Origin of the sequence: Virgibacillus sp. DJP39 (assembly GCF_049310925.1) — a bacterium.
GTDB lineage: Bacteria > Bacillota > Bacilli > Bacillales > Amphibacillaceae > Virgibacillus_F.
The window spans coordinates 1-25,621 of record NZ_JBMERP010000049.1; the positions used below are offsets into that span (position 1 = coordinate 1).

Sequence of the window (25,621 nt, forward strand, 5' to 3'; positions counted from 1 at the left end):
AAAGCTCTTATTTAGTTTTCAGGGTATAATTTATACCTTTTACATGAAATTGTCTGGTAGTTATAGCGGAGAAGGCACACCTGTTCCCATACCGAACACAGTAGTTAAGCTCTCCAGCGCCGATGGTAGTTGGGACTTTGTCCCTGCAAGAGTAGGACGCCGCCAGGCTGTTTTTTTTGTATACTTTGAGTTTGTGTGACAAGCAGGCCCAAATAAGATTAAAGCACTATGATTCGCTTTGTTAGATTATTCCACAGTAGCTCAGTGGTAGAGCTATCGGCTGTTAACCGATCGGTCGTAGGTTCGAGTCCTACCTGTGGAGCCATATATTGCTTCCATAGCTCAGCAGGTAGAGCACCACCATGGTAAGGTGGGGGTCAGCAGTTCGAATCTGCTTGGAAGCTCTCTTATTACCTAAGTAATGATGTTCAGTTTTTTTGTTTGCCTCGCTAAATATGATTAACCTGGGGTAGCTCAAATTAACTCGAGGAGGTAGTGTATGGGAGACGATGGTTTTTTATTGATTATAATTGCGTTAATTGTAACAATCTTTGAGGTTATTTTGGCCACTTATTTGATTAAAAAACAACATATAAAGCCAATACGACTACTTTTTATGTCATTACCTACTTTAGTGATTATTTGGGTAGTGGTAATTACAACAGGCTTGTAAAAAGGTTCTATGGCTTCTTGTGAGGGTATTTATACTATTATTTTGAAAGATAAATTATGAATTATTGAGTAAAAAATTGTTGTTTGGAAAATAATGAATAACATGTTCTTAAAAAATTAAAAAATCCCTTTACAAAGCAAGGTAATCTGTATATAATAAAAATCGTTGGTTTTCGACATACATAGAGTTTGGTAAGTTGAAAATTATTTTCTGGCCCGTTGGTCAAGTGGTTAAGACACCGCCCTTTCACGGCGGTATCACGGGTTCGAATCCCGTACGGGTCACCATTAATGTGGAGGATTAGCTCAGCTGGGAGAGCACCTGCCTTACAAGCAGGGGGTCGCAGGTTCGAGCCCTGCATCCTCCACCATTTTTTATTAAGCCGGCCTAGCTCAACTGGTAGAGCAACTGACTTGTAATCAGTAGGTTGGGGGTTCAAGTCCTCTGGCCGGCACCATTTTTTATGTATAACATTTAAAAATCAGGTTAGTATATATGGAGGGGTAGCGAAGTGGCTAAACGCGGCGGACTGTAAATCCGCTCCCTCAGGGTTCGGCAGTTCGAATCTGCCCCCCTCCACCACTAAATATTATTGGGCTATAGCCAAGCGGTAAGGCAGCAGGTTTTGATCCTGTCATCCCCAGGTTCGAATCCTGGTAGCCCAGCCATTTTTCTTATATAGTTAAAACCTTGTGCATCAATCTGACCACGTAAACGTGGTTTTTGTATGTAAAAAGCTATTAGCTAAGTTGGTAGAGCAACAAGCAAAACTTCTACCGAATTTGCTACGAGTAACCTCGACGATCTAACTTCGTTGTGTATTCCTTAGAGGAGAGGTTAGCTTTTAAGTACACATGTTTCATGAACTTTGTTTTCATGCGAGCCATTAGCTCAGTTGGTAGAGCATCTGACTTTTAATCAGAGGGTCGAAGGTTCGAATCCTTCATGGCTCATCACTTTTTTATAAAAGAAATCTAGCATTCAAACAAAATACATAGTATAATTGCAAATAAACAAGGTCGTTAGGAAAGTAAACAACCTTGTTTATTTGCATTTTACGCTGTTTTTTAACATAATAGATAGAGTGAAATTATTGTAAAAACAACTATAAAAACTTATTATATATTGATACACAAAAGGATGATTTTATATGAATACTTCTAGAATCCCTGGCTTTTATAATATGACTATTGAAGAACGCAGGAAGATCCTTGCTGAACAAGCTGGTTTTACAAAGGAAGAGACTGCACACCTCCAGTCAACAAATCCATTATCTCTTGATACAGCAGATAATATGATTGAAAATGTAATAGGTACTTATCAATTGCCGTTAGGGTTAGGATTAAACTTTCTTATAAACGGGAAAGATTACGTAGTGCCTATGGCTGTTGAAGAACCTTCTGTTGTTGCATCAGCGAGCTATATTGCCAAGATAGTGCGGAATGCCGGTGGGTTCATTACAGAAGCCACAGACAGGATTATGATTGGCCAAATCCAGGTAATTGGATGTCCTGATTTTACTTTAGCCAAAGAAGCAATATTAAAAGAAAAGGATATGCTTCTAGAGGGTGCTAACGCAGCCTACCCAAGTATTGTTGCCCGGGGTGGAGGAGCAGAGGATTTAGAAGTACGCATATTAAATGATGAAACAGGCTCAAAGTATGGCCAGATGTTAGTATTACACCTGTATATAAATACATGTGATGCAATGGGTGCTAATATAATTAATACTATGGTTGAAGCACTAGCGCCAGTAGTTGAAGATTTGACAAAAGGGAAAGTATATTTAAGAATACTTTCAAATCTGGCTGACAGATGTATGGCACGTTCTAAATGTGTCATACCACCGAGCTTATTAGAGACAGGTAGTTATTCAGGTGAGGAAGTTCGTGACGGAATCGTACATGCATATGAATTTGCTGCATCTGATCCATATCGCGCAGTGACACATAATAAAGGTATTATGAATGGAATAGACCCGATAGTAATTGCAACAGGGAATGACTGGCGTGCTGTTGAAGCAGGCGCACACGCTTATGCTGCAAGATTTGGCAAATACAGTTCGATGACAGAATGGTATGTTGATGATGAGGGAAACCTGGTTGGTGAACTTGAATTACCTATGTCAGTGGGAACTGTTGGTGGTTCAATTCGCGTGCACCCAACCTCACAAATTGCGCATAAGATGTTAGATGTAGAATCTGCTCAAGAATTAGCTCAGGTTATAGTATCAGTAGGCCTAGCGCAAAATCTGGGAGCATTAAAAGCTTTAGTGACAGATGGTATTCAAAAGGGTCATATGGCTTTACATTCTCGCTCTGTTGCAATGGCGGCAGGGGCCAAAGGAGAGCTGATTGATATCATTGCTGAACAATTAATAAACGAAAAAGAAATCCGTGTGGGAAAAGCTAAAGAATTGGTGGCAAAGAGCAAAAGATGAGTCTAGAGAAGGCAAGAACTTCAGAACAAACAGCTATTGGTATAGCTCATAGTAAGTTGATTTTAATTGGAGAGCATGCGGTTGTACACGGACAGCCCGCTATAGCTATTCCTTTCCCTTTGGTTGGGGTTGAAGCACTTGTAGAAAATGTTACAGGAACAGTTAAAATAGACAGCACGTTTTATCACGGACCGATTGAGAAGGCTCCCAATGCATTAAACGGTTTGACTAACTGTATAAAAGCAACATTAGACCATTTGAACCTTCCACAAAGTGATCTACTGATTCGAATAAAATCATCTATACCACCTGGCAAGGGTCTTGGTTCTAGTGCATCAGTTGCAATTGCAGTTATTCGGTCATTGTTTGCACATGCAGAGGAAGACCTTTCAGAAGAAACATTGTTAATGTTAGCTGATATTTCTGAAACATACGCTCATGGTGCGCCCAGCGGAATCGACACGCTAACGATAACTTCACAGTCACCTGTATGGTACGAGAAGGATATTCCTTTTCACTTTATTAAACCAAAAGATGATTTTCATTTTATTGTGGCTGACTCTGGAAGAAAAGGTGACACACGATTAGCTGTTGAGTCGGTAGCAGATTTATTAAAATCTGCACCTAAAAAGATTCAGGCTAGTCTTGATCGAATTGGTGATATAACACATCAAGCGAGAAGAGCGCTTGAAAAAGCAAGCAAACAGCTTCTAGGAAAGACCTTAAATGAAGCACAAAAAGAGTTAGAGGCACTAGGTGTAAGTGACGCCGGTCTGAATAGGCTTATCTATGTTGCGCGTCAAGAGGGTGCTCTAGGTGCCAAACTAACAGGTGGCGGTAATGGCGGTTGTATTATTGCCTTAGCTCGTAACGAGGCGCATTCTAAGCAACTTAGTGAACGATTAAAAAGCTTTGGTGCTCATGCTGTATGGTCATTTGTTTTACGCAAACAAAAGTAAGGGAATAGAGATGGGGATTATGAATGAAAGCAACGGCAAAAGCACATACCAACATTGCCTTAATTAAATATTGGGGAAAGCGCGATGAGTCGTTGATTTTACCAATGAATAGTAGTCTATCTTTGACTTTAAATGCATTTTATACAGAGACAACAGTAACGTTTAAGCCTGATCTTAGTGAAGATAAATTTTTTCTCGATAATGAATTAATTGTTGGAGATCAGTTTACGAAGGTATCTAAGTTTCTTGATTTAATTAGAAACTATGCGGATGTTCCTGATTTATTTGCAGAAGTTCATTCAACAAATGCTGTGCCAACTGCAGCAGGTTTTGCTTCTTCTGCCTCCGGTTTTGCGGCACTTGCAGCAGCGGCTTCACGTGCTCTCGATTTAAAATTAGATGAGTCGACTTTGTCACGGTTGACACGCCAAGGCTCTGGATCCGCTTGTCGTTCCGTTTATGGTGGTTTTGTTGAGTGGGAAAAAGGTACTCAGGATGATGGATCAGATTCCTATGCTGTTCCTGTAGCTCCACAGGACCACTGGGATGTGCGTGTGGCAGCTGTTGTATTGTCATCTGTTATGAAAAAGGTGTCTAGCCGCGAGGGGATGAAACGAACGGTTGAAACGTCCCCATTTTACTCCGCATGGGTCGATAATATTCCGACTGATTTAACACAAATCAAAGAAGCTATTCAGGATCGTGATTTTGAAAGAATGGGTGAAATTGCAGAAGCTAACTGTCAAAAGATGCATGCAACGACACTAGCTGCAAATCCGCCATTTACTTATTGGCATGATACAACGCTAACGGTTATGCAAACAGTTCAAGGACTTCGCGAGAAAGGTATTCCTGCTTACTTCACCATAGATGCTGGTCCAAATGTAAAAGTACTGTACCAACCAGAAAATGAAGAGGTAGTTCAACAAACACTCCGTGAAATACCTGGTGTAACAAATGTGATACTAAGTCGCTCAGGTCAAGGAGTCACCTATAAATAGGGGATGAAGATATGACAAATTCAACAATGACTATAAAAGTACCGGGTAAACTGATGATTGCAGGAGAATATGCTATATTGGAAGCTCATCAACGATCAATAGTAATGGCTGTTGATCGTTTTGTTTATGCCACAATTAAAACCAGTAATGAAACCCGTATATCACTTCCAAAATTAAACCTCGAAAACTTACCTTGTGAAATTGAAAAAGCAAAAATACATATCCTGACAAATGACAAACGTGTGAATTTTGTCGAGAACGCGATGAACATAGGATACCGTTATATAATAGAAAAAGGGCACCCCTTTACTAATTTCCATTTGGCTATTAACAGTGAACTGGATGATGAATCAGGACTTAAGTATGGACTTGGCTCTAGTGCAGCAGTTGTAACGGCCGTGATCAAAGCAATTTTGGAAAAACACTCCATCACATCTTCGCCAACACTTCTTTTCAAGCTGGCAGCTATTGCACATGTTCAAACACAAGGAAGCGGATCTGGGGCTGACGTTGCCGCTTCATCATTTGGCGGAATGGTTGCCTATACATCCTTTCAAGCTGAGTGGTTAAAAGAGGCTATTGAGAATACAACATCAATAACCGAATTGGTTGAACAGGATTGGCCTTATTTTTCCGTCAAGCCAGTTTCATTACCAGCTGATATTCATATGCTGATTGGCTGGACAGGAAATCCAGCATCGACAAAGGAATTTATTAAAAAAATTAGTGTTCTAAAAAAACAAAACCAGGAATTATATAACCAATTTATTAATCTTTCAGCTGAAGCTGTAGATATAATTATCCAGGGAATTGAAGTAGGTAACAGTAAACAAATATTTCAGGGTATAGCTTCTAACAGGCGGGCTTTAAGTAACCTTGGGAAAAATGCGGAGGCGGACATTGAAACAGCATTATTGAAAATACTGAGCGACATCGCAGTAAAAAACGGTGGTGCAGGTAAACTTTCTGGGGCTGGAGGGGGAGATTGCGGAATTGCATTACTCCCTGGTCGAGAAAATCTGGAACAGGTCTTGCAGGAGTGGGAAAAGGCAGGGATAAAAGTGTTATCACTTGGTATTAATAATTAAAAACCGTGTACGTAAGGTGATTTTGAGTATCTAGACATTTTTATGTCCAGTTGAGTCATTGGCAGACTTTTCGTTAAACTATAATGTAGAGGAGGTTTTCAATTTGAAGAAAAATATTTCTGTTATTGGAGTACCGATGCATTTGGGACAACCACGTCCTGGAACTGATTTAGGACCGAACGCAATTCGTCATGCAGGCGCTGTTGATAAATTAAGACTTTTAGAACACGATGTGAAAGATTTAGGTAACATAGAAATTGAATCGGTAACAGGTGAAGAACAACGAGAGGATAATTTACTAAACCTGCAGTCTATTGTAGATGCATGTTCTGTTCTTGCTAAAACAGTAGATGAAGTAGTAGAAACTAAACGATTCCCATTACTACTAGGTGGAGATCATAGTATGGCTATCGGAAGTTTGGCTGGAATTAGTAAGCATTATAAAAATTTAGGTGTAATTTGGTATGATGCACACGGGGACCTAAACGATAGTGAAACATCACCATCGGGAAACCTTCACGGAATGCCACTTGCCGCTAGCCTTGGAATCGGACATCATAAACTAACGTCAGTTTATGGGGAACATGCCAAAGTTAAGCCAGAGAATTTAGTAATTATCGGTGCCCGTGACTTAGATCCTGGAGAAAAGGATTACATTAAGGAACATGGAATTAAAGTATATTCTATGAGAGAAGTAGATGAATTAGGAATGGAAGCTGTAATTAAAGAAACGATTGCATACTTAGAAGAGAAGACGGATGGCATTCACTTGAGTCTGGATTTAGACGGCTTAGATCCTAGTGAAACCCCTGGAGTTGGTACTCCTGTTGTGGGTGGACCGTCTTATCGGGAAACGCGTCATGCAATGGAATTATTTCATGATGCTGATGTTCTTACTTCTGCTGAATTTGTGGAAGTCAATCCACTACTTGATGACAAAAACAAAACGGGAATTGTTGCAGCTAATTTAATTAGCGCACTGTTCGGTGAAACGTTAAAATAATTTCACGACAAAAGTCTTTACAAGCAATTTGGATGGGCGTAATAAAATGAGAACCTTAATAATTGCTCATTAGTTGACCTACCACAGAGACCATTTACCTCTGTGGTTTTTACTTTCTCCAAAGAGATATGAGAGTCAATACGAATTTTAAACAATGCTTTGAACTTTAGCAGGTATGGGCTACTTTCTTTTAAGGCTTAAATTATTGGATAAAGTACCATTCTCCAGTTTGTGATAAGCGTTCAAAAGTGAGTCTAACTTTTCACTGCATTTTATAACTATTTCTGAGGAAAAGCTGTGAGAACAACTCAACAAAATCATTTCTTCTCGACATTGTTCAATTTTTTTCAACAAATTGCTATTATCCATAAAACCTTCCTCCAAATTAGTATATAATGTTAATTAAAGATACCCATTTTTTTACATAAATAAACGCTAAAAAAACTTTTTTATTTTATGAAACTTTTTTGATCTTCAATACGTAACATAAATACCGCATGATTAGCGGAGGTACTGGCTATGGATTTAATAATAAAAGAAAAAATAAAACAAGTAAAAAAAGGTGACCAAGCTGCATTCGAGGATGTGGTCACTTTTTATCAGCATAAAATCTACCAGCATTGTTACAGGATGATTGGTAACACGCACGAGGCGGAGGATATAGCGCAAGAGGCTTTTATTCGGGCATACATGAATATTGACTCGTATGATATTACAAGGAAATTCTCAACGTGGTTATACCGCATTGCGACAAACCTAACGATTGATCGAATTAGAAAAAGAAAGCCTGATTATTATCTTGATGCAGAAGTTAAGGGAGCAGATGGATTAAACATGTACTCGCAGCTGGAATCAGATAATATTTTGCCTGAAGAAGAAGTAGAAAATCTTGAACTCAGAGGCTACATTCATCATGAAATTTCTGAACTGCCACCTAAGTATCGATCAATCATCATACTTCGATATTTGGAAGAGTTTTCCCTACAGGAAATAAGTGACATCTTAGATATTCCCTTAGGTACCGTTAAAACAAGGATTCACCGGGGAAGGGAAGCTTTAAGAAAAAAGCTTCGCCACGTGTAAAGGAGTGTGAACGATTTGAAATGCAATAAGGAAGCTATCATGCTTATGCATAAATATTTAGATGGTGATCTAACTAAGCTTGAGGAAATAAATTTGCGTGGTCATTTGGAAAGTTGTGAGGATTGTCAGAAACATTTTCATGAGTTAAAGCGGACGATTACCTGGGTACAAAGCGTGGAAAAAATTTCAGCTCCTGAAAACTTCACTAAAAGTGTGATGGCGAGTTTGCCAAAGGAAAAACGGAGAGTAAGCTATATGCGTTGGTTCAAAGCACATCCAGTCGTAACAGCAGTTGCAATATTTTTCATATTTATGTTCAGTAGTGTACTTTCTGCTTGGAATCAGGGAAGTGAACTAGTTGTTTCTAAACAGGAAAATTTGATAATTCAGGGTGATACAGTAATCGTGCCTGAGGGTGTAACTGTTTCTGGAGATTTATTGGTAAAAAACGGAAACTTAAAAATTAATGGAACAGTTGACGGAAATGTAACGCTGATTAATGGCAACTTAATTGATGATTCGATTGATGGTGAAGGACTGATGGCTTCGGTAGGAGAGGTCAATGGTGAATTTGAACAAGTTGATCAGGTATTCGAGTGGATGTTGTATCATATACAGGAAATAATACAAAGTATTTTTTCACTTGGTCAGGTTTGGGTAAATTAAGAACACCCTTTTTCAGGAGTTTTCTGTGTCCGTCACAGAAAACTCTCTTTTTATTGTTTAGAAAACTATAGATTTCAAAGAATGTGGATAACTAGACACCTAAACAGCCACGTCCAGCTCCAGCGATCATTGCCTAGTGTCGCACATCCTTTTCTCGATAACAGTTCGACATTAGTCAAACGTCCCACAACTGACGCTCCGTGTTTTCTTTATCTCATTAAAGTGATTTTTATCCTTATTACTAGCGTGGTTGCGGGTAGGATATGATATAATGATAACCATATAAATGAAGGGTAAAATGATCCTAAGGAAGAAGGATGTGTGAACATGCTTGTTGGGGAACTTGACGTATTAGATTTCCTGCGTATCGGAGTAGATATTGCTTTCGTCTGGTATGTATTATATAAATTAATCATGCTTATCCGCGGTACTAAAGCAATCCAACTTCTTAAAGGGATTGTGGTTATACTGATTGTATGGATACTAAGTCTTGTTTTACATTTACAGACGATTTATTGGTTAACAGATAACGCGATAACGTGGGGATTTGTAGTAATTATTATTTTGTTTCAACCTGAGTTAAGACGTGCATTAGAACAGTTAGGTAGAGGTAATATATTTTCTAGAAACACCAAGTCTGAAGAGGAAATCTTAGAACAAATGATAGAGGCATTTATACATTCATGTGGATACATGGCGAAACGACGCATTGGTGCATTAATAACCATAGAACGAGAAACTGGTATTGGTGATTATGCTGAAACCGGAATCCCGATTAATGGAAAGTTAACACATCAATTGTTAACAAACATTTTCACGCCGAACACACCACTCCATGATGGTGCAGTAATTATGCGTGGTGAGGAAATTGTTGCAGCAGCATGTTATCTTCCTTTATCAGAAAGTCCTTTTATTTCAAAAGAGCTTGGTACGAGACATCGGGCAGCAATGGGTATTAGTGAAGTAACAGATGCACTAACTATTGTTGTATCAGAGGAAACTGGAAGCGTATCCTGTACGAAGAATGGTGAGCTTCATCGTAATCTCGAATTGAGTGCACTAAGGGAATTATTAAAGGAAAATTTATCCTTATCAGCAAAGGCCCCTGATTCAAAGTCATGGAAATGGAGGGGGAAAAAGAATGGATAAATGGTTTAAAAGTAAAAATTTTGTTCGAATTATCTCACTTGCGTTTGCAATACTGCTTTATGTGGTTGTTTCATTAGACTTAAGCGATAGTCAGTCAGGAAATGATTCCAGGATTCCATCAAATGAATCTAGCGATATAGAAACAATTGAGGATTTTCCAATCGGCATACGAATTAATGAAGATAAGTATGTGGTTAGTGGTGTACCTGAGCATGCAACTGTTCAGCTTCAAGGCAGTCAAGGTGTGTTGGTACCGACAGTTCGTCAAAAAAACTTTGATGTATTTGTTGATTTAGAAGGGTTGAACCCAGGTGAACATACTGTAGAAGTAGAATATTCAAACATACCTAATGACTTAGAAGTCTTTGTTGAACCAAAAGAAGTTAATGTCGTAATAAAAGAACGGGCATCCGAAAAGTTTAGTGTTGATGTTGATTTTATAAACACAGATAAACTCGGCGAAGGATTTGAGTTAGGATCAACTGAGGTTGAACCGGAAAGAGTTACTATAACAAGTTCAAAAGATGTTATCGATCGAATTGCAATTGTAAAAGTGTTTGTGGATGTAGCTGGGTTAGAGCAGTCAATTGAGAGTAGAGAGGTACCAGTAAAAGTTTATGATAGCCAGGGAAATGAATTAAATGTAAAGAATATTGAACCCGAAAATGTGACGGTATCAGCGAAATTGTTGAATCCTAGTAAAACCGTTCCGGTAGCGGTACCTACAACTGGAGACCTACCTGATGGTTATTCATTGTCTTCAATTAAGGCAAATACAGATGAGGTCGAGGTTTTTGCTACAAGTGCTGTTTTAGAAGGAATTAAAGAGGTATCAACGGAAGAAATAGACTTATCAGATTTAACTAAATCAACGACCATCAAGACAAAGCTTTCGTTACCAGACGGTGCACGGGTTCCGAAAACGGAAGAAATAGAGGTTAAAATAGATTTAGAACGAGCGAAAACAATCAAAAATGTTTCGATTGAAGTCGAGAAACTTGAAGATGGACAAGATATATCGTTTGTTAAACCTGATGATGCAAAGACGAGTGTTACCGCAATAGGTACGGAAGAAAGTATAAGTAAATTAACTGCTGAAGATATTCAATTACTTGTTAATGCGGAAGGACTAGGAGAAGGTGAACATCAGGTGCCTTTAACCATTAAAGGACCTGATAACATAACATTTAAAGCTGAAATGGAACAGGTGACAATTGAAATCACATAACATCCATAAAAGATGTGATGCAAAACAGGGATATTCGGGAGCAAAAGGAGAGGTACTGCATGGGTAAATATTTTGGTACAGACGGTGTTAGAGGAATTGCTAATAAAGAACTAACGCCCGAATTAGCTTTTAAGCTTGGACGGTTTGGTGGATATGTTTTAACTAAAGAAGTAAAAAGACCAAAGATTTTGATTGGGCGTGACACTCGAATTTCGGGACCTATGCTCGAAGGGGCACTAGTTGCTGGGTTGCTATCGATTGGTGCAGAGGTAATGCGATTAGGCGTTATTTCTACTCCGGGTGTTGCTTACTTAACAAAAGCAACGAAAGCGGAAGCTGGGGTTATGATTTCAGCTTCACATAACCCGGTAGAAGACAATGGAATTAAATTTTTTGGACCAGATGGGTTTAAGTTAACTGATGCTCAAGAAGAGGAAATTGAAAAATTAATAGACGGCGAAGATTTTCTGCCTCGTCCAACAGGTGAGGAAGTAGGACAAGTAAATGATTATTTTGAAGGTGGTCAAAAGTATATCTCCTTCTTGAAAGAGTCCATAGATAATGACTTTGATGGTATACAAATTGCTTTAGATTGTGCACATGGTTCAACGTCAAGTCTGGCATCACACTTGTTTGCAGACCTAGAAGCGGATATTTATACGATAGGTAGTTCTCCGGATGGCCTAAATATAAATGACGGCGTGGGTTCTACACACCCTGAAACGTTGCAGGCTTTTGTTTCACAAAAAGGTGCAGACATTGGTCTGGCATTTGATGGAGATGGTGACCGTTTAATTGCAGTCGATGAAAAGGGTCAAATCGTTGATGGAGATCAAATTATGTTTGTCATTGCCAAGTATATGAATGAAAAGGGTTATCTTCATCATAATACAGTGGTATCAACAGTAATGAGTAATCTAGGCTTCTATAAGGCGTTGGAAAATAATGGTATGAGAAGTGATAAAACTGCAGTTGGTGATCGCTACGTAATGGAAGAAATGCGTAGAGGTGGATATAACCTTGGTGGTGAACAATCTGGACACATAATATTCCTCGATTATATTACAACAGGTGATGGACTTTTGTCGGCCATACAACTGGTCAATGTGTTAAAGGAAACAGGAAAAACTTTATCGGAACTTGCAGGAGAAATGGAAGTTTTCCCACAGGTATTAAAGAATGTTAAAGTAGTGGATAAAAGGAATGCTTTAACCAATCCAAAAATTCTTGAAACGATAAATGAAGTGGAAAAGGAAATGGCAGGTCAGGGACGAGTGCTTGTCCGCCCATCGGGGACTGAACCACTTGTCCGCGTAATGGTTGAAGCATCAACAAAAGAAGACTGTTTACACTATGCAGATCGCGTTGTAGCTGTAATAGATGATTTGCTAGGGATGAAATAGACATGACTTAAGCTGTTCCGCATAATGTGGAGCAGTTTTTTTATAAAAATTATTCTGCATGGTCATTAGCCAAGTTTTCCTACATTTTTTTATGCAGACTCTCTAATTCGAGTAGCAGAAGAACCAATCAATAATTTGTTAAGCTGTCGCAGTATACAAATATAAGCTATACTAATAAGTAAATTTAAAAATCAAACAATAACAAAACAGGAGGTCATACAATGCAATTTCCCAAACCAACTGTAGAGCAATTTTTTCGTACATATTCTATTACAAACTTTACTGTTAGTAAGGATGAAAGCAAGCTGATTTTTAATAGCAATTTAAATGGCAATATGAATTTATGGGCAATGGATTTACCAGATACATATCCTTATTTATTTGCTCAGCAGGATCAGACGAGCAGTTTTATTCAATTTGCTCCTGATAATAGTTATGTATTGTCCGGATTCGACCAGGACGGAGACGAGAATCAGCAGATTTATATTTTGCCATCTAAAGGTGGGTTGCCACAACCATTTATAACGGGAAGTTCAGAGGAGAAATATTTCTTTGCTCATGTAAGCACAGATGGACAACGTGTCTATTATATGACATCAAGAGAGAATGCTTCCTTTTTAAATACACATGTACGCAATATAGACGACGGGTCTGACAAATTAATTTATGAAGGGAAAGATGGGCTAACTGAATTAGCTGCTGTTTCGAAAAATGAAAAATCATTTGTATTTTTGCAGGCTTTTGCTAATACCTATGTAACTGGGTTTGTTAAAACCGGTGATAGAGATTATTGCCTTACACCGGACCCTGAAAAGATTCATGTGACATTTGACCCTGTATTTGTCGACGATTCTACGGTTTATTTTGTAACAGACTATGAAAGTGAATACAGTTATGTTGCGAAATTTAATCTTCCAAAGAAGGAGTTTTCACAGGTTGTTTCACTTGATGGTGAAAGTGTTAAAGGAATGAAATTCGGTAAAAAACAACATGCGCTTTATATTACTACTGAAAATGGTGTCCAGGATAACCTATATCGATATGATTTATTAAAAGACGATGCAGAAAAAATAACAATCCCAGTTGATGTGATCAATCAGCTGTACGTAACACAGTCTGGATCACTGTTTGCATTAGGCCAAAGTGCCACTGTTCCACATAATATTTACCAGACAAATGACAATGTGAATTGGAAGCGGCTCACGAACAACACTGTTTTGGGAATCAGCAAAGAAGAAATGATTGAGCCAAAGGTTGTATCGTATCCATCATTTGACGGTATGGATATCGAAGCTTTGTTATTTCAAGCAAGTCCGGAAAACGATAATGGTCATACGATATTTTGGCCGCATGGTGGACCACAGTCAGCAGAGCGGAAAGTGTTTCGAGCTATGTTTCAATGTTTTATAAATCGAGGATACAGTGTATTTGCTCCTAACTTTAGAGGTAGTACTGGATATGGATCATCCTTCGTAAAGCTAGTGGAACAGGATTGGGGGGAAGGTCCGAGACTTGATTGTGTAGCGGGTATTGAATGGCTTTTTGAAAAAGGAATTTCAGATCGGGAAAAGTTATTCCTAGTTGGTGGCAGCTATGGTGGATACATGACGCTATTATTACACGGTCGTCATCCTGAATACTTTAAAGCGTGTGTCGATATCTTTGGACCTTCTGATTTATTCACCTTTGTTAACTCTGTTCCTGAGCATTGGAAGCCGTTAATGGAGCGCTGGATTGGGAATCCTGAACGTGATAAAGAACGGTTTGTGAAAGATTCTCCAGTCACATACCTGGATACAATGACAAAGCCAATGCTTGTGATTCAGGGAGCAAAAGACCCGCGGGTTGTTAAAGCAGAGTCAGATCAAATTGTTGCAAAGCTTCGGGAAAAAGGTCGTGATGTAGTATACTTCGTAATGGATGATGAGGGTCATGGCTTTTCTAAAAAAACGAATGAAATTAATACCTACAAAAGAATGATTGGTTTCTTAGATCAGCATAGAGGGTAATAAATAAAAGCAGGTGAAAATAACAGTTTTCATCTGCTTTATAAGGAGCACAATCACACTATTCGTAGCATAAACTTATAACAACACCCGAAAAATAGTAATTGACCAAACGATTCACTATAGGTTAAAATATAGTGTACTGTGAATGTAAGAGCAGTCACATACTTTATTCAAAAATGGAAAGGAGCATCGTACAATAAAATAGCATGTAAAGCGCCTGAACTATTCACAGAGACGACTTCAATGAATAGTTGACGAGGAGGAGGGTTATCGATTTATCGGCGGATACCTCCCGATTGCACATCTCAATCGTTATACTTTATTTCATAAAACAACGGGGCAACTTGTTGGCCAAATGGATAAGGTGGGATGACACAAACAAACACGAGAAAGGGGCAGTGAAACGCCCCAGTATTATTTAAATACAGGTCATTTGTCTGCCCCTTCCGTATGAGGAGGATACACACTATGTGTGGAATAGTAGGTTATATCGGACAAAACGATACAAAAGAGATTTTATTAAATGGACTTGAGAAATTGGAATACCGCGGTTATGACTCCGCTGGAATAGCAGTTTTAAACAATTCTGGTATGAATCTTTTTAAAGTTAAGGGACGTATTTCAGCACTTCGAGATCGTGTAGACATGTCAACACATGCCACAATGGGAATTGGCCATACTCGCTGGGCAACCCATGGCGTGCCAAGTGTTGAGAACGCACATCCACATCAAAGCACATCAGGTCGCTTTACAGTTGTCCATAATGGAGTTATCGAAAACTACCAGGACTTAAAGAAGAGTCACCTGCAGGATGTAAACTTTGTAAGTGAGACAGATACAGAAGTTATTGTGCAATTAATTGAGAAACTTTTTAATGAACATGAAGATACCGCAAAAGCATTTAGTGATGCTGTTAGTCTATTAAAAGGATCCTATGCACTTGGCCTAATTGACCGTGAAAATGACGACACGATCTTTGTTGCAAAAAACAAAAGTCCGCTATTGATTGGACTGGGTGATGGCTTTAACGTTGTCGCAAGTGACGCAATGGCAACCTTAAAGGAAACGGATCAGTATCTGGAGATTCATGACAAAGAAATCGTTCTAGTTAACCGTGACAATGTAGAAATTCAGAAGCTTGATGGTACTACAGTTAACCGCGAACCTTTTACAGCACAAATCGATGTAAGTGATACAGAAAAAGGTACGTATCCACACTTTATGCTGAAAGAAATCGACGAGCAACCATTTGTTATGCGCAGAATCATTAAAGAATATCAAGATGAAAACAATAACTTAAAGCTTGATGAAGAGGTCCGCGCTGCAATGAAAGCATGTGACCGCGTGTATATTATTGCATGTGGAACAAGTTATCATGCAGGATTAGTTGGAAAACATTTCATTGAAAAAATAGCTGAAATTCCAGTCGAAGTTCATGTGGCAAGTGAATTTTCATATAACATGCCATTACTATCAGAAAAACCATTATTTGTGTTTATTTCACAAAGTGGGGAAACTGCTGATAGCAGATCAGTATTAGTACGAATAAAAGAAAAGGGATATCCAGCATTAACAATTACAAACGTGCCAGGATCCACCCTTTCTCGTGAAGCAAATTACACATTAAACCTGTATGCAGGCCCTGAAATTGCTGTTGCATCAACAAAAGCCTATACAGCACAAATGGCTGTATTAGCAATACTTGCGGTTGATACTGCACAAGCAAAAGATCTGACGCTGGACTTTGATCCAATGCAGGAACTTGCAATTGTTGCAAACGCAATGGAAATTTTGACTGATCAAAAAGAAGAAATTGAAGACCTTGCAACAAATTATCTAGCAACAACTCGCAACGCATTCTTTATAGGCCGCAGTAATGATTACTATGTTTGTCAAGAAGGAGCATTAAAGCTTAAAGAGATCTCCTATATTCAAGCAGAAGGGTTTGCTGGTGGAGAATTAAAGCACGGAACAATTGCTTTGATTGAAGAAGGTACCCCAGTCATTGCACTTGCAACGCAAAAAGATGTGAACTATGCAATTCGAAGTAATGTGCAGGAAGTAGTAGCACGTGGCGCAAACGCAATGGTTATAAGTATGCGCGGACTTGAACAAGACGATGACGCATTCGTTATCCCACATGTTCATGAGCTATTAACCCCGTTATTATCAGTTGTTCCAATGCAACTGTTGGCTTACTATGCTGCCTTGCATCGTGATTGTGACGTTGATAAGCCAAGGAATCTTGCGAAGAGCGTAACTGTTGAGTAGGTAATTTGTTAATAATTTTTAAATTGTTGAATGACAACAAAGTCGGGTACTCGACAACAAAGTCGGGTACTGAACAACAAAGTTGGGAACTAGACAACAAAGTCGGGTACTGAAAAGATGTCACAGACAACATTATGTGTATCCTATGTAAGATTTGAATAAAAATCGAGATAGCGACCATTGGTTCGCTATCTCGATTTTTATGTTAGATATAGAGAACAGTGAACAGAAACGGTATAATTGCTATTTAAACGAAAAACAATGAAATAAAATTGTAATTGCGATAAACTTAAACAAGGAGATAACAAAAAATACATAAAAAGTGTACATAGGTGGTGTTGATATGGAAATTTTAAAAAACAATGAATTTGTTAATTTTATATGGAAAAATGCAGAAATATTACGAGGTCCATATGCAAAAGAGGAATATCGTGATGTTATCTTACCGTTGAGTGTATTACGGCGGTTTGATTGTTTGCTAGAACCAACTAAAAAAGATGTATTAGAAAAAGCAAAAACAGTGAAACATGATGCTATTTTAAACAAGATTACGGGCTATGACTTTAATAATACAAGTCCCTTTGACTTTCAAACATTATTAAAAGATCCTGATAATATCGCAGATAACTTGCGTAACTACATACAAGGATTTTCATCTAATGCACGTCTCATATTCGAACGTTTTGATTTTGAGGACGAGATCAAAACAATGGACGAGCATAATTTGCTTTATAGTGTCATTCAACTGTTTGCAAGTATGGATTTAAGCGTCTCAAAAGTATCCAACATGCAAATGGGGTATATTTTCGAAGAATTGATCCGTCGTTTTTCTGAAAACGCGGAAGCTGGGGATCACTATACACCACGCGAAGTCATCAAACTAATGGTGAACCTTATTTTAAACGAAGATCAGTCCGAATTGATGCAAGAAGGTAAAATTACTCAAGTTGGGGATTTTGCCTGTGGGACGGGAGGTATGTTATCAGAAGCAACACAGTTTATTAACGAGTTAAATCCAAATTCTCAAGTCGAAGTATTTGGACAAGAACTCAATCCCAAATCATATGCGATAGCCTGTGCCGATTTACTCATAAAAGGGCAGGACGCTGGGCATATTGCCTTCGGTAACTCCTTAACCAATACAGATGGACATAAAGAATTACAGGTTCGTTATGCTTTAATGAATCCACCGTTTGGTGTGGACTGGAAACATTTTCGTGATGATATTCAGGTAGAGCATGATGAAAAAGGAAAAGAAGGACGCTTCGGCGCTGGTCTTCCACGTACGTCAGATGGTTCTCTATTGTTTTTGCAGCATATGGTGTCCAAAATGAAGCGGGATGAAAAGGGTAGTCGCATGGCAATAATTCTTAACGGTTCTCCTCTATTCACTGGTGATGCTGGTAGTGCAGAAAGTGAAATTCGTCGTTGGATTATCGAAGAAGACTTATTGGAAGGCATTGTCGCATTACCTGGTAAGTTATTCTATAACACAGGAATTACAACTTATATTTGGATTTTATCCAATCGCAAAAATGAGGATTTGGCAAGAGGCACTGTTCGAAAAGGGAACATTCAATTGATTGATGCTACAAATTTTCATGTGGACATGCGTAAAAGCCTTGGTAATAAACGTCATGAGATTACGGAATCTCAAACCAATGAACTCACGCGAATCTACGGTGATTTTAAGGAAAATGAGTATTGTAAAATACTTGCCCAAAAAGACTTCGGTTATAATAAAGTAACAGTGGAACAGCCCTTACAGCTCAATTTTAAAATATCTAAAGATCGCATTGAAGAATTGTATGCAGAGTCAAGTTTTGCTAAATTGTATGATGAAGAAAAATATATGGAAATTAGTCTTAAAAAAGATAAAAAGCCCGCTGATATTAAAAAACTAGAAAAATTTGATGCGGGTAAAGAATTGCAAGAGACGATTATTACGATACTCAATGAAATTATTTCAGATAAACTGTATAAAAATCGTGAAGAATTCTTGAAAATGCTAAAACCGTTATTCAAAAATATCCCCGATGTTAAAGCAGGATTATGGAAAGCGATTTATATGGGCTTATCCGAACGTGATGAAACTGCTGACGTTTGTAAAGACAGCAAGGGTCGGATAGAAGCGGATCCAACCCTTCGTGATACAGAAACCATTCCTTTAAACGAAGATATTCAGGAATACTTTAAACATGAGGTTTTACCACATGTACCCAATGCTTGGATCGATGATAGTAAAACAAAAATCGGTTATGACATTCCAATAACACGACTCTTTTACAAACATGAACAACTAGAAAGTTCTTCTGTTTTGAAACAACGTGCTATTGATCTCGAAGAAGATATTCAGGTGCTATTAAAGAAGGTGCTTGTGTGATGGAGTATCATGATTACAAAGATAGCGGTATAGAGTGGATTGGAGAAATCCCTGTACTCTGGAGTACGAGTAAAATTAAATACTTATCACCAGTCAAAAGAGGTGCATCTCCTAGACCAATTGACGACCCGAAATTTTTTGATGAAGTCGGGGAGTATTCATGGGTACGGATAGCTGATGTTTCTGCATCAAATAAATATTTAGTTACCACAACTCAGAAGATGTCCAAAATTGGCTCTCTTCTTAGCGTGAGACTCTCTCCAGGTGAGATGTTTTTAAGTATAGCAGGTACAGTAGGTAAGCCATGTATAACGCAGGTGAAATGTTGTATCCATGATGGTTTTGTTTATTTTCCAAAATTAGAACAAAAGTTAAAAGAATATCTTTATTATATTTTTGAAACTGGTTTGCCATATAAAGGACTTGGAAAATTGGGTACCCAATTAAATTTGAACACAGAAACTGTGGGCGATATATCTATTCCTATTCCTAAAGAGGCTGAAATTAGCAAAATCATAAATTTTATTAAAGTCAATGATAAACACATAAATAAGTTAATATTAAACTATAAAAAACAAATTAAAACCCTTCAACAATACCGTCAATCACTCATTACGGAAACCGTAACAAAGGGATTAAATCCCGACGTAAAAATGAAAGATAGCGGCGTGGAGTGGATTGGGGAGATACCTGAACATTGGGGATTAACGAAAATAAAATATACAACATATGTAAAAGGCAGAATAGGATGGCAAGGATTAAGATCAGATGAATTTATCGACGAAGGTCCACATTTAGTTACAGGTACAGACTTTGAAAACGGAAGAATTAGTTGGAACAAGTGTTATCATATATCAGAAAAAAGGTATAAAGAAGCTCCTGCAATCCAATTAAAAGAAAGTGATCTCCTAATCACTAAAGACGGTAGTATTGGAAAACTGGCTATTGTTGAAGGAAAACCTGACCAAGCAATTCTTAATAGTGGTATTTTTGTCACACGACCGCTAAAGAGTGATTATATACCTAAATACCTTTTTTGGATGCTGTCTTCTGATGTTTTTAAAAATTATATTGAATACTTTAGTTCAGGGTCAACAATTAAACATTTATATCAAGAAACCTTTGTTAACTTCTCTTACCAGTTTCCTGATCTAATTGAACAGAATGAGATAGTTAAATATCTAGGAAAGAAAACGTCAGAGATAGATACTGTGATTAAAACTATTAAAAATCAAATTGAAATACTAACAGACTACAAAAAATCGCTTTTATATGAAGCTGTCACAGGAAAAATTGATGTACGAAATTATACTGAAAGCGACCTGGAGGTGGAAATATGATTTTAACCCCTAATGTTTTGAAGGAACGGGCGTTTCAAACAGTAGTCAAGGAATACTTGACTGCTGAAAATGGGTATATCGAAGGGACAAATGAGGATTACAATCGTCAATATGCAGTAGATGAAACGCAATTATTCTTATTTCTGGAAGATACCCAAGAAAAAGCTTTAGCTAAATTAAAAGATATTTACAAAGGGCAATACAAACAAAAAATATTATTTCGATTGGATAACGAGCTAAAAAGTCGCGGAATGGTTGATGTACTGCGGAATGGAATGAAGGATTACGGTGTAACTCTTCATTTGGCTTATTTCCAACCACCTACGACCCTAAACAAAGATCTACTAGCGCTCTATAATAAAAACCGTCTCTCGGTCACAGAAGAGCTCACCCATAAAGAAGGCGAAAGGATCGATTTGGTTTTATTTCTGAATGGCTTACCAGTGTTGGCATTTGAATTAAAAAATGAATTTACGGGTCAAGACATTCGGGACGGGGAACATCAATGGAAGCATGACAGGAACGGTAAAGACAAGTTGTTCCGCTTTAAACAACGTGTTATCGCCTGTTTTGCCATGGATACAAACGAAGCTTCGATGACCACAAAATTAAACGGTTCGAAAACGTTCTTCTTGCCATTTAACAAAGGGGACAATGGCGGAAAAGGAAATCCGTCAGTGGAAGGGAAATTAAAAACTCATTATGTATGGGAAGATATATTAACGCGTAATAACGTATTAGAAATCTTGGATAAGTTTGTTTACTTACAAGTAGAAGAAGAGGAAGACGATGAAGGGAAAATCAAACAGGAGCAAACGTTAATCTTCCCTCGTTATCATCAACATGATGCGGTTAAAAAGGTTTTAACCCATGCAAAGGATTATGGTTCAGGGCAGTCCTATCTAATACAACACAGTGCAGGGAGCGGGAAAACGAACTCCATTTCGTGGCTGTCCCATCGTTTAGCAATATTGCATGATGACAATAATGATTCGATATTTGACGGTGTGATTGTTGTAACAGACCGAAAAGTCCTTGATAAGCAGCTACAAAAGGCGATTTATCAATTGGAGCGTAAGGCAGGAATGGTTGCAAAAATCGAAGAAGATTCGCACCAGCTAGCAGCATCATTAAATAAAGGCACAAAAATCATTATAACAACCATTCAAAAGTTCCCTTACATACTAGATAAACTTGGAGCATTAAAACATAAGAATTACGGCATTATCATTGATGAAGCACACTCGTCCACAAGCGGTAAGAACATGGCAGCACTTACCACAAGTTTGACGCTGGAGGAAGCACAACAAAAAGACCAGGAGGCGGAAGCAAATAAGACGGATGCCGAGGAAAAAATCCTAAATGAACTCTCCCGTGTTGGTAAACAACCAAATATTAGTTTTTTCGCGTTTACAGCAACCCCTAAAGGGAGTACGTTAAAAATGTTTGGCACAGAAGATGACAAAGGCAAACCACACCCGTTTCATCTTTATAGCATGAAACAAGCCATACAAGAAGGTTTCATTTTAGATGTGTTAAAAAATTACGTGACGTATAAAATGTATTATAAAGTTGCAAAAAAGATTGAAGAAGATCCAGAATTTGAAAGTGCCAAAGCAACCAAAGCCATTGCCCGTTTTGTCAGCTTGCACCCGCATAATATTGATCAAAAAACAGAAATTATTGTGGAGCATTACCGAAGAATTACAAAAAAACAATTAAACGGTCAGGCAAAAGCAATGGTAGTTACAGCTTCCCGCCTGCATGCGGTTCGATACAAATTAGCGTTTGACGCTTATATCAAGAAAAAAGGATACAAGGACTTGAAAGCACTTGTTGCTTTTTCAGGGGAAGTAAAAGATAAGGGAAATGAATATACAGAACCTGACATGAATGGATTCTCGGAGAAACAGTTAACTAAAAAGTTTGATAGCGATGAATACCAAGTATTGCTTGTGGCGGAAAAGTATCAAACGGGTTTTGATCAACCGAAACTCCATACAATGTTTGTAGATAAAAAGTTATCAGGGTTAAAGGCGGTTCAAACTTTATCGCGTCTAAATCGTACGTATCCTGGTAAGGAAAATACATTTATTTTAGATTTTGTAAATGATCCCGAAGACATACGGAAGTCGTTTGAGCTCTATTACGAGGAAGCGGTTTTAGAAGGGGACATCGATCCAAACGAACTGTATAGTGTTCAACAGGAAATAGAGGATTACATGATTTTGCGTGCTGAGGAAGTTGATAAATTTGTAGAAATTATCTATAAAGAAAAACAAACAAAACGGGACACAGAATTATCCAATAACTATATTGACGCTGCTAAGAAACGGTATGATGAATTAACGGAAGAAGAACAACGTGACTTTGTTAGTAAAGCACGAAAATTCAATAGCATCTATATGCTTGTATTACAAATTACGCCGTTCGAAGATATCGAGTTGCATAAATTATTTGTCTACCTGCGCTACTTCCTGAAAAAAGTTGCACTGAAAAAAGGTACTAAAGTGGATTTAGAGGACAAAGTCGTGCTTGAATATTATTCACTTAAAAAGAAAAATGATGAAAATATATCACTCGGTGAGGATGATGAGGACTATACCATTTCTGTATCTGTTTCAGGTGGTCGGGCTAACGAAGAACCACCAAAAGATCCGTTAACAGCTATTTTGGAGCGTCTTAATTCGAAAAACGGAACTGACTTTGGCAAGCATGAAAAGTTGAATATGCAGCAAATTGTAGATATAGCAACAAAAGATGATTCGCTCCGAACACAAGCAGCGAACAATCCTTATGATGATTTTATTTTAGGGTTTCAACGAAAATTTATGGATTATGTTGTGGATGGATATGATAAGAACCAAGGTTTTTACGGCAAAATCTTAGAAGACGATATTTTCCGTACACAACTTGAACAATCAGTAGGTGAATATGTTTATGAAGTATTAAGAAAAGGCAGTTCCTAAGATGGTAAGTAGTTCCGTTTCGGTGGAGAAAAAACGAAATAACAAGCAAAATAGTGTGCCAAATCGCAATGGTTTTAGCACTCTATTTTTAATTGTTATATCAACGTTCAACTCAAATATTAATCTGAAATAGCATACCAAATCGCACATCAATTATCACACTGACAACAGCTATTGTCAGTGTGATAATTCCAATGTTAATTAGTATGCTATTTGTCATGTTAATTTTTACAAACTAATCGGGTAATTGTTATTTTATGTTAAAATAAATATAGAGTTTGTGAACGATTACACTTAAACTAACGAAGCAGGTTAGTTTAATAAGGGTTATATTAAAAGGGGGTTGGACTATGAGCTTTATGGCGGTGATATCGATGATATTAGGTATGGTTTTCACTTGGGGAATACCAATCGCAATAATAGTTTCGATTATTGTTTTATTTAAGAAGGTTAGGCGCATAGAAAAAAAGTTAGATAATTAGAAGTAATTCCATTAAAGGGTGCGATTGTTTAATAAGAGATCGACTTATTGCACTAACGAAGCAGAATAGTTTAACAAACAAATGGTTAAAATACCCGATAATATATACTATCGGGTGGGGTATTGAATGAATGAAAAACAATTAGAACTTTTGAATAAAATCAGGTCTATGGCTGAAGAGGTAACTCAACTTCAAATAGAGTATTGGAAATCATTTTCGGACTTTGGCATATGGCAATTTTGGGTAGTAAGTCTAATGTTAATCGTACCCCTAATCGTATTATTTATTTCAATTGACAAAGGTAAAATGTTGCTTCTTGGTTTTTTTGGACTTAACTATCATATATGGTTTGCTTATGTTAATTCTATTGGTATTAGTCTGGGTTTGTGGGAATACCCTTACCAAATTGCACCTTTTTTACCGAGCTTTTCCCTAGACGCTTCATTCGTACCAGTGAGCTTTATGTTGTTATATCAATGGACCTTAAATCATAAAAAGAATATCTATCTATACTCTGTACTACTATCAGCAATATTTGCCTTTGTATTAAAACCAATTATGGTAAACTTTCACTTTTTCCATATGTTTAAGGGTGTAAATTACGTTCATTTATTTCTATTTTATGTGGCATTTTTCATTGTATCTAAACTTATTACAAACTTGTTTATATGGTTGCAACAAAAGGAAACTTAATAAATTGTTCTTAAACAAACGGGTGCAAGAGTTTAACAAGGGATCGTCCATTACGGCGGTCCTATTTTTGTATTTGAAGAATTATTGGAATTTTATGTTAAGATAAATATGTGAAAAGATGTACTTAAATTAACGCAGCAGGTTAGTTGAAGAAACGAAATTGAATTAGGGGGAAAGATTTATGAACAAACAAGCAGTGACATATTTTACTTTAGGGGGTTATCATATTACTGATTAGTACACCTTTAGGGTACAACTTAGTTAATATCGTGTATCGAAACAAGAATCTAACTGGAGAACACATACCAATTCTAAACGGTTTCATTCATTCATTGATGTTAATCGGTATCTTGGTATTTAGCATTGGAATAGTTACCCTCATAAAAGATAAAGAATAATCATTGCATTAAAGGGTTCTTTCCCTGAACAAGGAACTGCATCCTTGTTCTACTAAAAAGCAGAAGAGTTGAAGAAGGATTTCCCTGACTTATTGGTAATTAGGGTTAGAATTTCTTAACGGTATTTCAAAAGGGGTGTGGGTAATTGAGAAAAATAATTCAGATTTCAATTCTAATTTTTGTTGTTATATCAATTGGACTTTTTTCTTTTATTAAATCAAATCCACCTTTAATGAGTGGAACAATTGGTTCATCTGGTGATAAACAAGTAATAGTTATTAGTATAGGAAATGAAGGATTTAGTGATGTAGAGATTAAAGATGTGTTAATAAATAATAATGAAGAACCATTGGATAAAAAAATTCAGTTAAGTAATCCATTAA

Annotated in this window: 19 protein-coding genes, 8 tRNA genes, 1 rRNA gene and 1 pseudogene; 28 read left to right on the forward strand and 1 reads right to left on the reverse strand. The window is 37.5% G+C overall.

Translation table 11 applies throughout. The features are described 5' to 3' along the window. Positions 1 to 52 precede the first annotated feature (52 nt). The 15 genes from rrf to rocF all read left to right on the forward strand — a co-directional run bounded on the left by rrf (position 53) and on the right by rocF (position 7,164). Positions 53 to 168 (forward strand): 5S ribosomal RNA (rrf, locus tag ACOI1D_RS14435). Positions 169 to 250: 82 nt separating this feature from the next. Next, positions 251 to 325: transfer RNA gene (locus ACOI1D_RS14440), tRNA-Asn, on the forward strand. Between the two features lie 6 nt (positions 326 to 331). Then, positions 332 to 404 (forward strand) — tRNA-Thr (locus ACOI1D_RS14445). A 95-nt stretch (positions 405 to 499) separates the two neighbouring features. After that, positions 500 to 673 carry a hypothetical protein gene (locus tag ACOI1D_RS14450; RefSeq protein WP_422502052.1) on the forward strand — a complete coding sequence of 58 codons (174 nt, stop codon included), beginning with the start codon at positions 500 to 502 and terminating at the stop codon, positions 671 to 673. 212 nt (positions 674 to 885) lie between these two features. Beyond that, a tRNA-Glu gene (locus tag ACOI1D_RS14455) sits at positions 886 to 960 on the forward strand. Between the two features lie 7 nt (positions 961 to 967). Next, positions 968 to 1,043 (forward strand) — tRNA-Val (locus tag ACOI1D_RS14460). A gap of 11 nt (positions 1,044 to 1,054) precedes the next feature. Further along, positions 1,055 to 1,130 (forward strand) — tRNA-Thr (locus tag ACOI1D_RS14465). A 40-nt stretch (positions 1,131 to 1,170) separates the two neighbouring features. Beyond that, positions 1,171 to 1,255: transfer RNA gene (locus ACOI1D_RS14470), tRNA-Tyr, on the forward strand. A gap of 11 nt (positions 1,256 to 1,266) precedes the next feature. After that, positions 1,267 to 1,341, forward strand: a tRNA-Gln gene (locus tag ACOI1D_RS14475). 212 nt (positions 1,342 to 1,553) lie between these two features. Next, positions 1,554 to 1,626 (forward strand) — tRNA-Lys (locus ACOI1D_RS14480). Between the two features lie 197 nt (positions 1,627 to 1,823). Next, positions 1,824 to 3,113 carry a hydroxymethylglutaryl-CoA reductase, degradative gene (locus ACOI1D_RS14485; RefSeq protein ID WP_422502054.1) on the forward strand — a complete coding sequence of 430 codons (1,290 nt, stop codon included), beginning with the start codon at positions 1,824 to 1,826 and terminating at the stop codon, positions 3,111 to 3,113. After that, positions 3,110 to 4,072: a mevalonate kinase gene (gene mvk / locus ACOI1D_RS14490; RefSeq protein WP_422502056.1), complete on the forward strand. Its 963-nt coding sequence runs from the start codon at positions 3,110 to 3,112 to the stop codon at positions 4,070 to 4,072. Before ACOI1D_RS14485 ends, mvk begins: the two co-directional genes overlap by 4 nt. A 23-nt stretch (positions 4,073 to 4,095) precedes the next feature. Further along, positions 4,096 to 5,073 carry a diphosphomevalonate decarboxylase gene (gene mvaD, locus ACOI1D_RS14495; protein ID WP_422502057.1) on the forward strand — a complete coding sequence of 326 codons (978 nt, stop codon included), beginning with the start codon at positions 4,096 to 4,098 and terminating at the stop codon, positions 5,071 to 5,073. A gap of 11 nt (positions 5,074 to 5,084) precedes the next feature. Further along, complete coding sequence (locus tag ACOI1D_RS14500; RefSeq protein WP_422502058.1) at positions 5,085 to 6,161, forward strand: phosphomevalonate kinase; 1,077 nt, start codon at positions 5,085 to 5,087, stop codon at positions 6,159 to 6,161. 103 nt (positions 6,162 to 6,264) lie between these two features. Then, a complete protein-coding gene (rocF, locus tag ACOI1D_RS14505) occupies positions 6,265 to 7,164 on the forward strand; it encodes an arginase (RefSeq protein WP_422502059.1) in 900 nt (299 codons plus the stop codon). A 180-nt stretch (positions 7,165 to 7,344) separates the two neighbouring features. On the opposite strand, the gene ACOI1D_RS14510 is transcribed toward rocF, so the two are convergent. After that, positions 7,345 to 7,533: a Spo0E family sporulation regulatory protein-aspartic acid phosphatase gene (locus ACOI1D_RS14510; RefSeq protein WP_422502060.1), complete on the reverse strand. Its 189-nt coding sequence runs from the start codon at positions 7,531 to 7,533 to the stop codon at positions 7,345 to 7,347. Positions 7,534 to 7,683: 150 nt separating this feature from the next. Between ACOI1D_RS14510 and sigW the strand changes: the two genes are divergently transcribed. The 13 genes and pseudogenes from sigW to ACOI1D_RS14575 form a co-directional block, all read left to right on the forward strand. Beyond that, positions 7,684 to 8,247 carry an RNA polymerase sigma factor SigW gene (sigW, locus tag ACOI1D_RS14515; protein ID WP_422502062.1) on the forward strand — a complete coding sequence of 188 codons (564 nt, stop codon included), beginning with the start codon at positions 7,684 to 7,686 and terminating at the stop codon, positions 8,245 to 8,247. A 15-nt stretch (positions 8,248 to 8,262) separates the two neighbouring features. Beyond that, complete coding sequence (locus ACOI1D_RS14520) at positions 8,263 to 8,913, forward strand: zf-HC2 domain-containing protein (protein ID WP_422502063.1); 651 nt, start codon at positions 8,263 to 8,265, stop codon at positions 8,911 to 8,913. Between the two features lie 327 nt (positions 8,914 to 9,240). Beyond that, the gene (gene cdaA, locus ACOI1D_RS14525) at positions 9,241 to 10,062 is read left to right on the forward strand and encodes a diadenylate cyclase CdaA (RefSeq protein WP_422502064.1); all 822 of its coding nucleotides are present in this window, start codon (positions 9,241 to 9,243) and stop codon (positions 10,060 to 10,062) included. Beyond that, entirely contained in the window at positions 10,055 to 11,290 is a 1,236-nt protein-coding gene (locus tag ACOI1D_RS14530; protein ID WP_422502065.1) for a YbbR-like domain-containing protein, read from the forward strand. Before cdaA ends, ACOI1D_RS14530 begins: the two co-directional genes overlap by 8 nt. Positions 11,291 to 11,349: 59 nt before the next feature. Continuing rightward, complete coding sequence (gene glmM / locus ACOI1D_RS14535; RefSeq protein ID WP_422502067.1) at positions 11,350 to 12,693, forward strand: phosphoglucosamine mutase; 1,344 nt, start codon at positions 11,350 to 11,352, stop codon at positions 12,691 to 12,693. A 221-nt stretch (positions 12,694 to 12,914) separates the two neighbouring features. Further along, positions 12,915 to 14,702 carry a S9 family peptidase gene (locus tag ACOI1D_RS14540; protein WP_422502068.1) on the forward strand — a complete coding sequence of 596 codons (1,788 nt, stop codon included), beginning with the start codon at positions 12,915 to 12,917 and terminating at the stop codon, positions 14,700 to 14,702. Between the two features lie 468 nt (positions 14,703 to 15,170). Continuing rightward, positions 15,171 to 16,973 carry a glutamine--fructose-6-phosphate transaminase (isomerizing) gene (gene glmS, locus ACOI1D_RS14545; RefSeq protein WP_422502070.1) on the forward strand — a complete coding sequence of 601 codons (1,803 nt, stop codon included), beginning with the start codon at positions 15,171 to 15,173 and terminating at the stop codon, positions 16,971 to 16,973. Between the two features lie 343 nt (positions 16,974 to 17,316). After that, positions 17,317 to 19,356, forward strand: a complete 2,040-nt coding sequence (locus ACOI1D_RS14550; RefSeq protein WP_422502072.1) for a type I restriction-modification system subunit M — start codon at positions 17,317 to 17,319, stop codon at positions 19,354 to 19,356. After that, entirely contained in the window at positions 19,356 to 20,696 is a 1,341-nt protein-coding gene (locus ACOI1D_RS14555) for a restriction endonuclease subunit S (RefSeq protein WP_422502073.1), read from the forward strand. The genes ACOI1D_RS14550 and ACOI1D_RS14555 overlap by 1 nt, the downstream gene beginning before the upstream one ends. Beyond that, entirely contained in the window at positions 20,693 to 23,665 is a 2,973-nt protein-coding gene (locus tag ACOI1D_RS14560; RefSeq protein WP_422502075.1) for a type I restriction endonuclease subunit R, read from the forward strand. The genes ACOI1D_RS14555 and ACOI1D_RS14560 overlap by 4 nt, the downstream gene beginning before the upstream one ends. A gap of 350 nt (positions 23,666 to 24,015) precedes the next feature. After that, positions 24,016 to 24,147 (forward strand): hypothetical protein, encoded by a 132-nt coding sequence (locus tag ACOI1D_RS14565; RefSeq protein ID WP_422502076.1) that lies wholly within the window; start codon positions 24,016 to 24,018, stop codon positions 24,145 to 24,147. A gap of 126 nt (positions 24,148 to 24,273) precedes the next feature. Then, positions 24,274 to 24,840 (forward strand): CBO0543 family protein, encoded by a 567-nt coding sequence (locus ACOI1D_RS14570; RefSeq protein ID WP_422502077.1) that lies wholly within the window; start codon positions 24,274 to 24,276, stop codon positions 24,838 to 24,840. Between the two features lie 543 nt (positions 24,841 to 25,383). Then, positions 25,384 to 25,621 (forward strand): annotated as a pseudogene (locus ACOI1D_RS14575) (hypothetical protein); the annotation flags it as partial.

Bases quoted from the DNA above. Each gene is read 5' to 3' on its own strand.
- ACOI1D_RS14450 (WP_422502052.1), top strand. From the start codon at position 500: ATGGGAGACGATGGTTTTTTATTGATTATAATTGCGTTAATTGTAACA.
- ACOI1D_RS14485 (WP_422502054.1), top strand. From the start codon at position 1,824: ATGAATACTTCTAGAATCCCTGGCTTTTATAATATGACTATTGAAGAA.
- mvk (WP_422502056.1), top strand. From the start codon at position 3,110: ATGAGTCTAGAGAAGGCAAGAACTTCAGAACAAACAGCTATTGGTATA.
- mvaD (WP_422502057.1), top strand. From the start codon at position 4,096: ATGAAAGCAACGGCAAAAGCACATACCAACATTGCCTTAATTAAATAT.
- ACOI1D_RS14500 (WP_422502058.1), top strand. From the start codon at position 5,085: ATGACAAATTCAACAATGACTATAAAAGTACCGGGTAAACTGATGATT.
- ACOI1D_RS14510 (WP_422502060.1), bottom strand. From the start codon at position 7,533: ATGGATAATAGCAATTTGTTGAAAAAAATTGAACAATGTCGAGAAGAA.
- sigW (WP_422502062.1), top strand. From the start codon at position 7,684: ATGGATTTAATAATAAAAGAAAAAATAAAACAAGTAAAAAAAGGTGAC.
- cdaA (WP_422502064.1), top strand. From the start codon at position 9,241: ATGCTTGTTGGGGAACTTGACGTATTAGATTTCCTGCGTATCGGAGTA.
- ACOI1D_RS14530 (WP_422502065.1), top strand. From the start codon at position 10,055: ATGGATAAATGGTTTAAAAGTAAAAATTTTGTTCGAATTATCTCACTT.
- glmM (WP_422502067.1), top strand. From the start codon at position 11,350: ATGGGTAAATATTTTGGTACAGACGGTGTTAGAGGAATTGCTAATAAA.
- ACOI1D_RS14540 (WP_422502068.1), top strand. From the start codon at position 12,915: ATGCAATTTCCCAAACCAACTGTAGAGCAATTTTTTCGTACATATTCT.
- glmS (WP_422502070.1), top strand. From the start codon at position 15,171: ATGTGTGGAATAGTAGGTTATATCGGACAAAACGATACAAAAGAGATT.
- ACOI1D_RS14550 (WP_422502072.1), top strand. From the start codon at position 17,317: ATGGAAATTTTAAAAAACAATGAATTTGTTAATTTTATATGGAAAAAT.
- ACOI1D_RS14555 (WP_422502073.1), top strand. From the start codon at position 19,356: ATGGAGTATCATGATTACAAAGATAGCGGTATAGAGTGGATTGGAGAA.
- ACOI1D_RS14560 (WP_422502075.1), top strand. From the start codon at position 20,693: ATGATTTTAACCCCTAATGTTTTGAAGGAACGGGCGTTTCAAACAGTA.
- ACOI1D_RS14565 (WP_422502076.1), top strand. From the start codon at position 24,016: ATGAGCTTTATGGCGGTGATATCGATGATATTAGGTATGGTTTTCACT.
- ACOI1D_RS14570 (WP_422502077.1), top strand. From the start codon at position 24,274: ATGAATGAAAAACAATTAGAACTTTTGAATAAAATCAGGTCTATGGCT.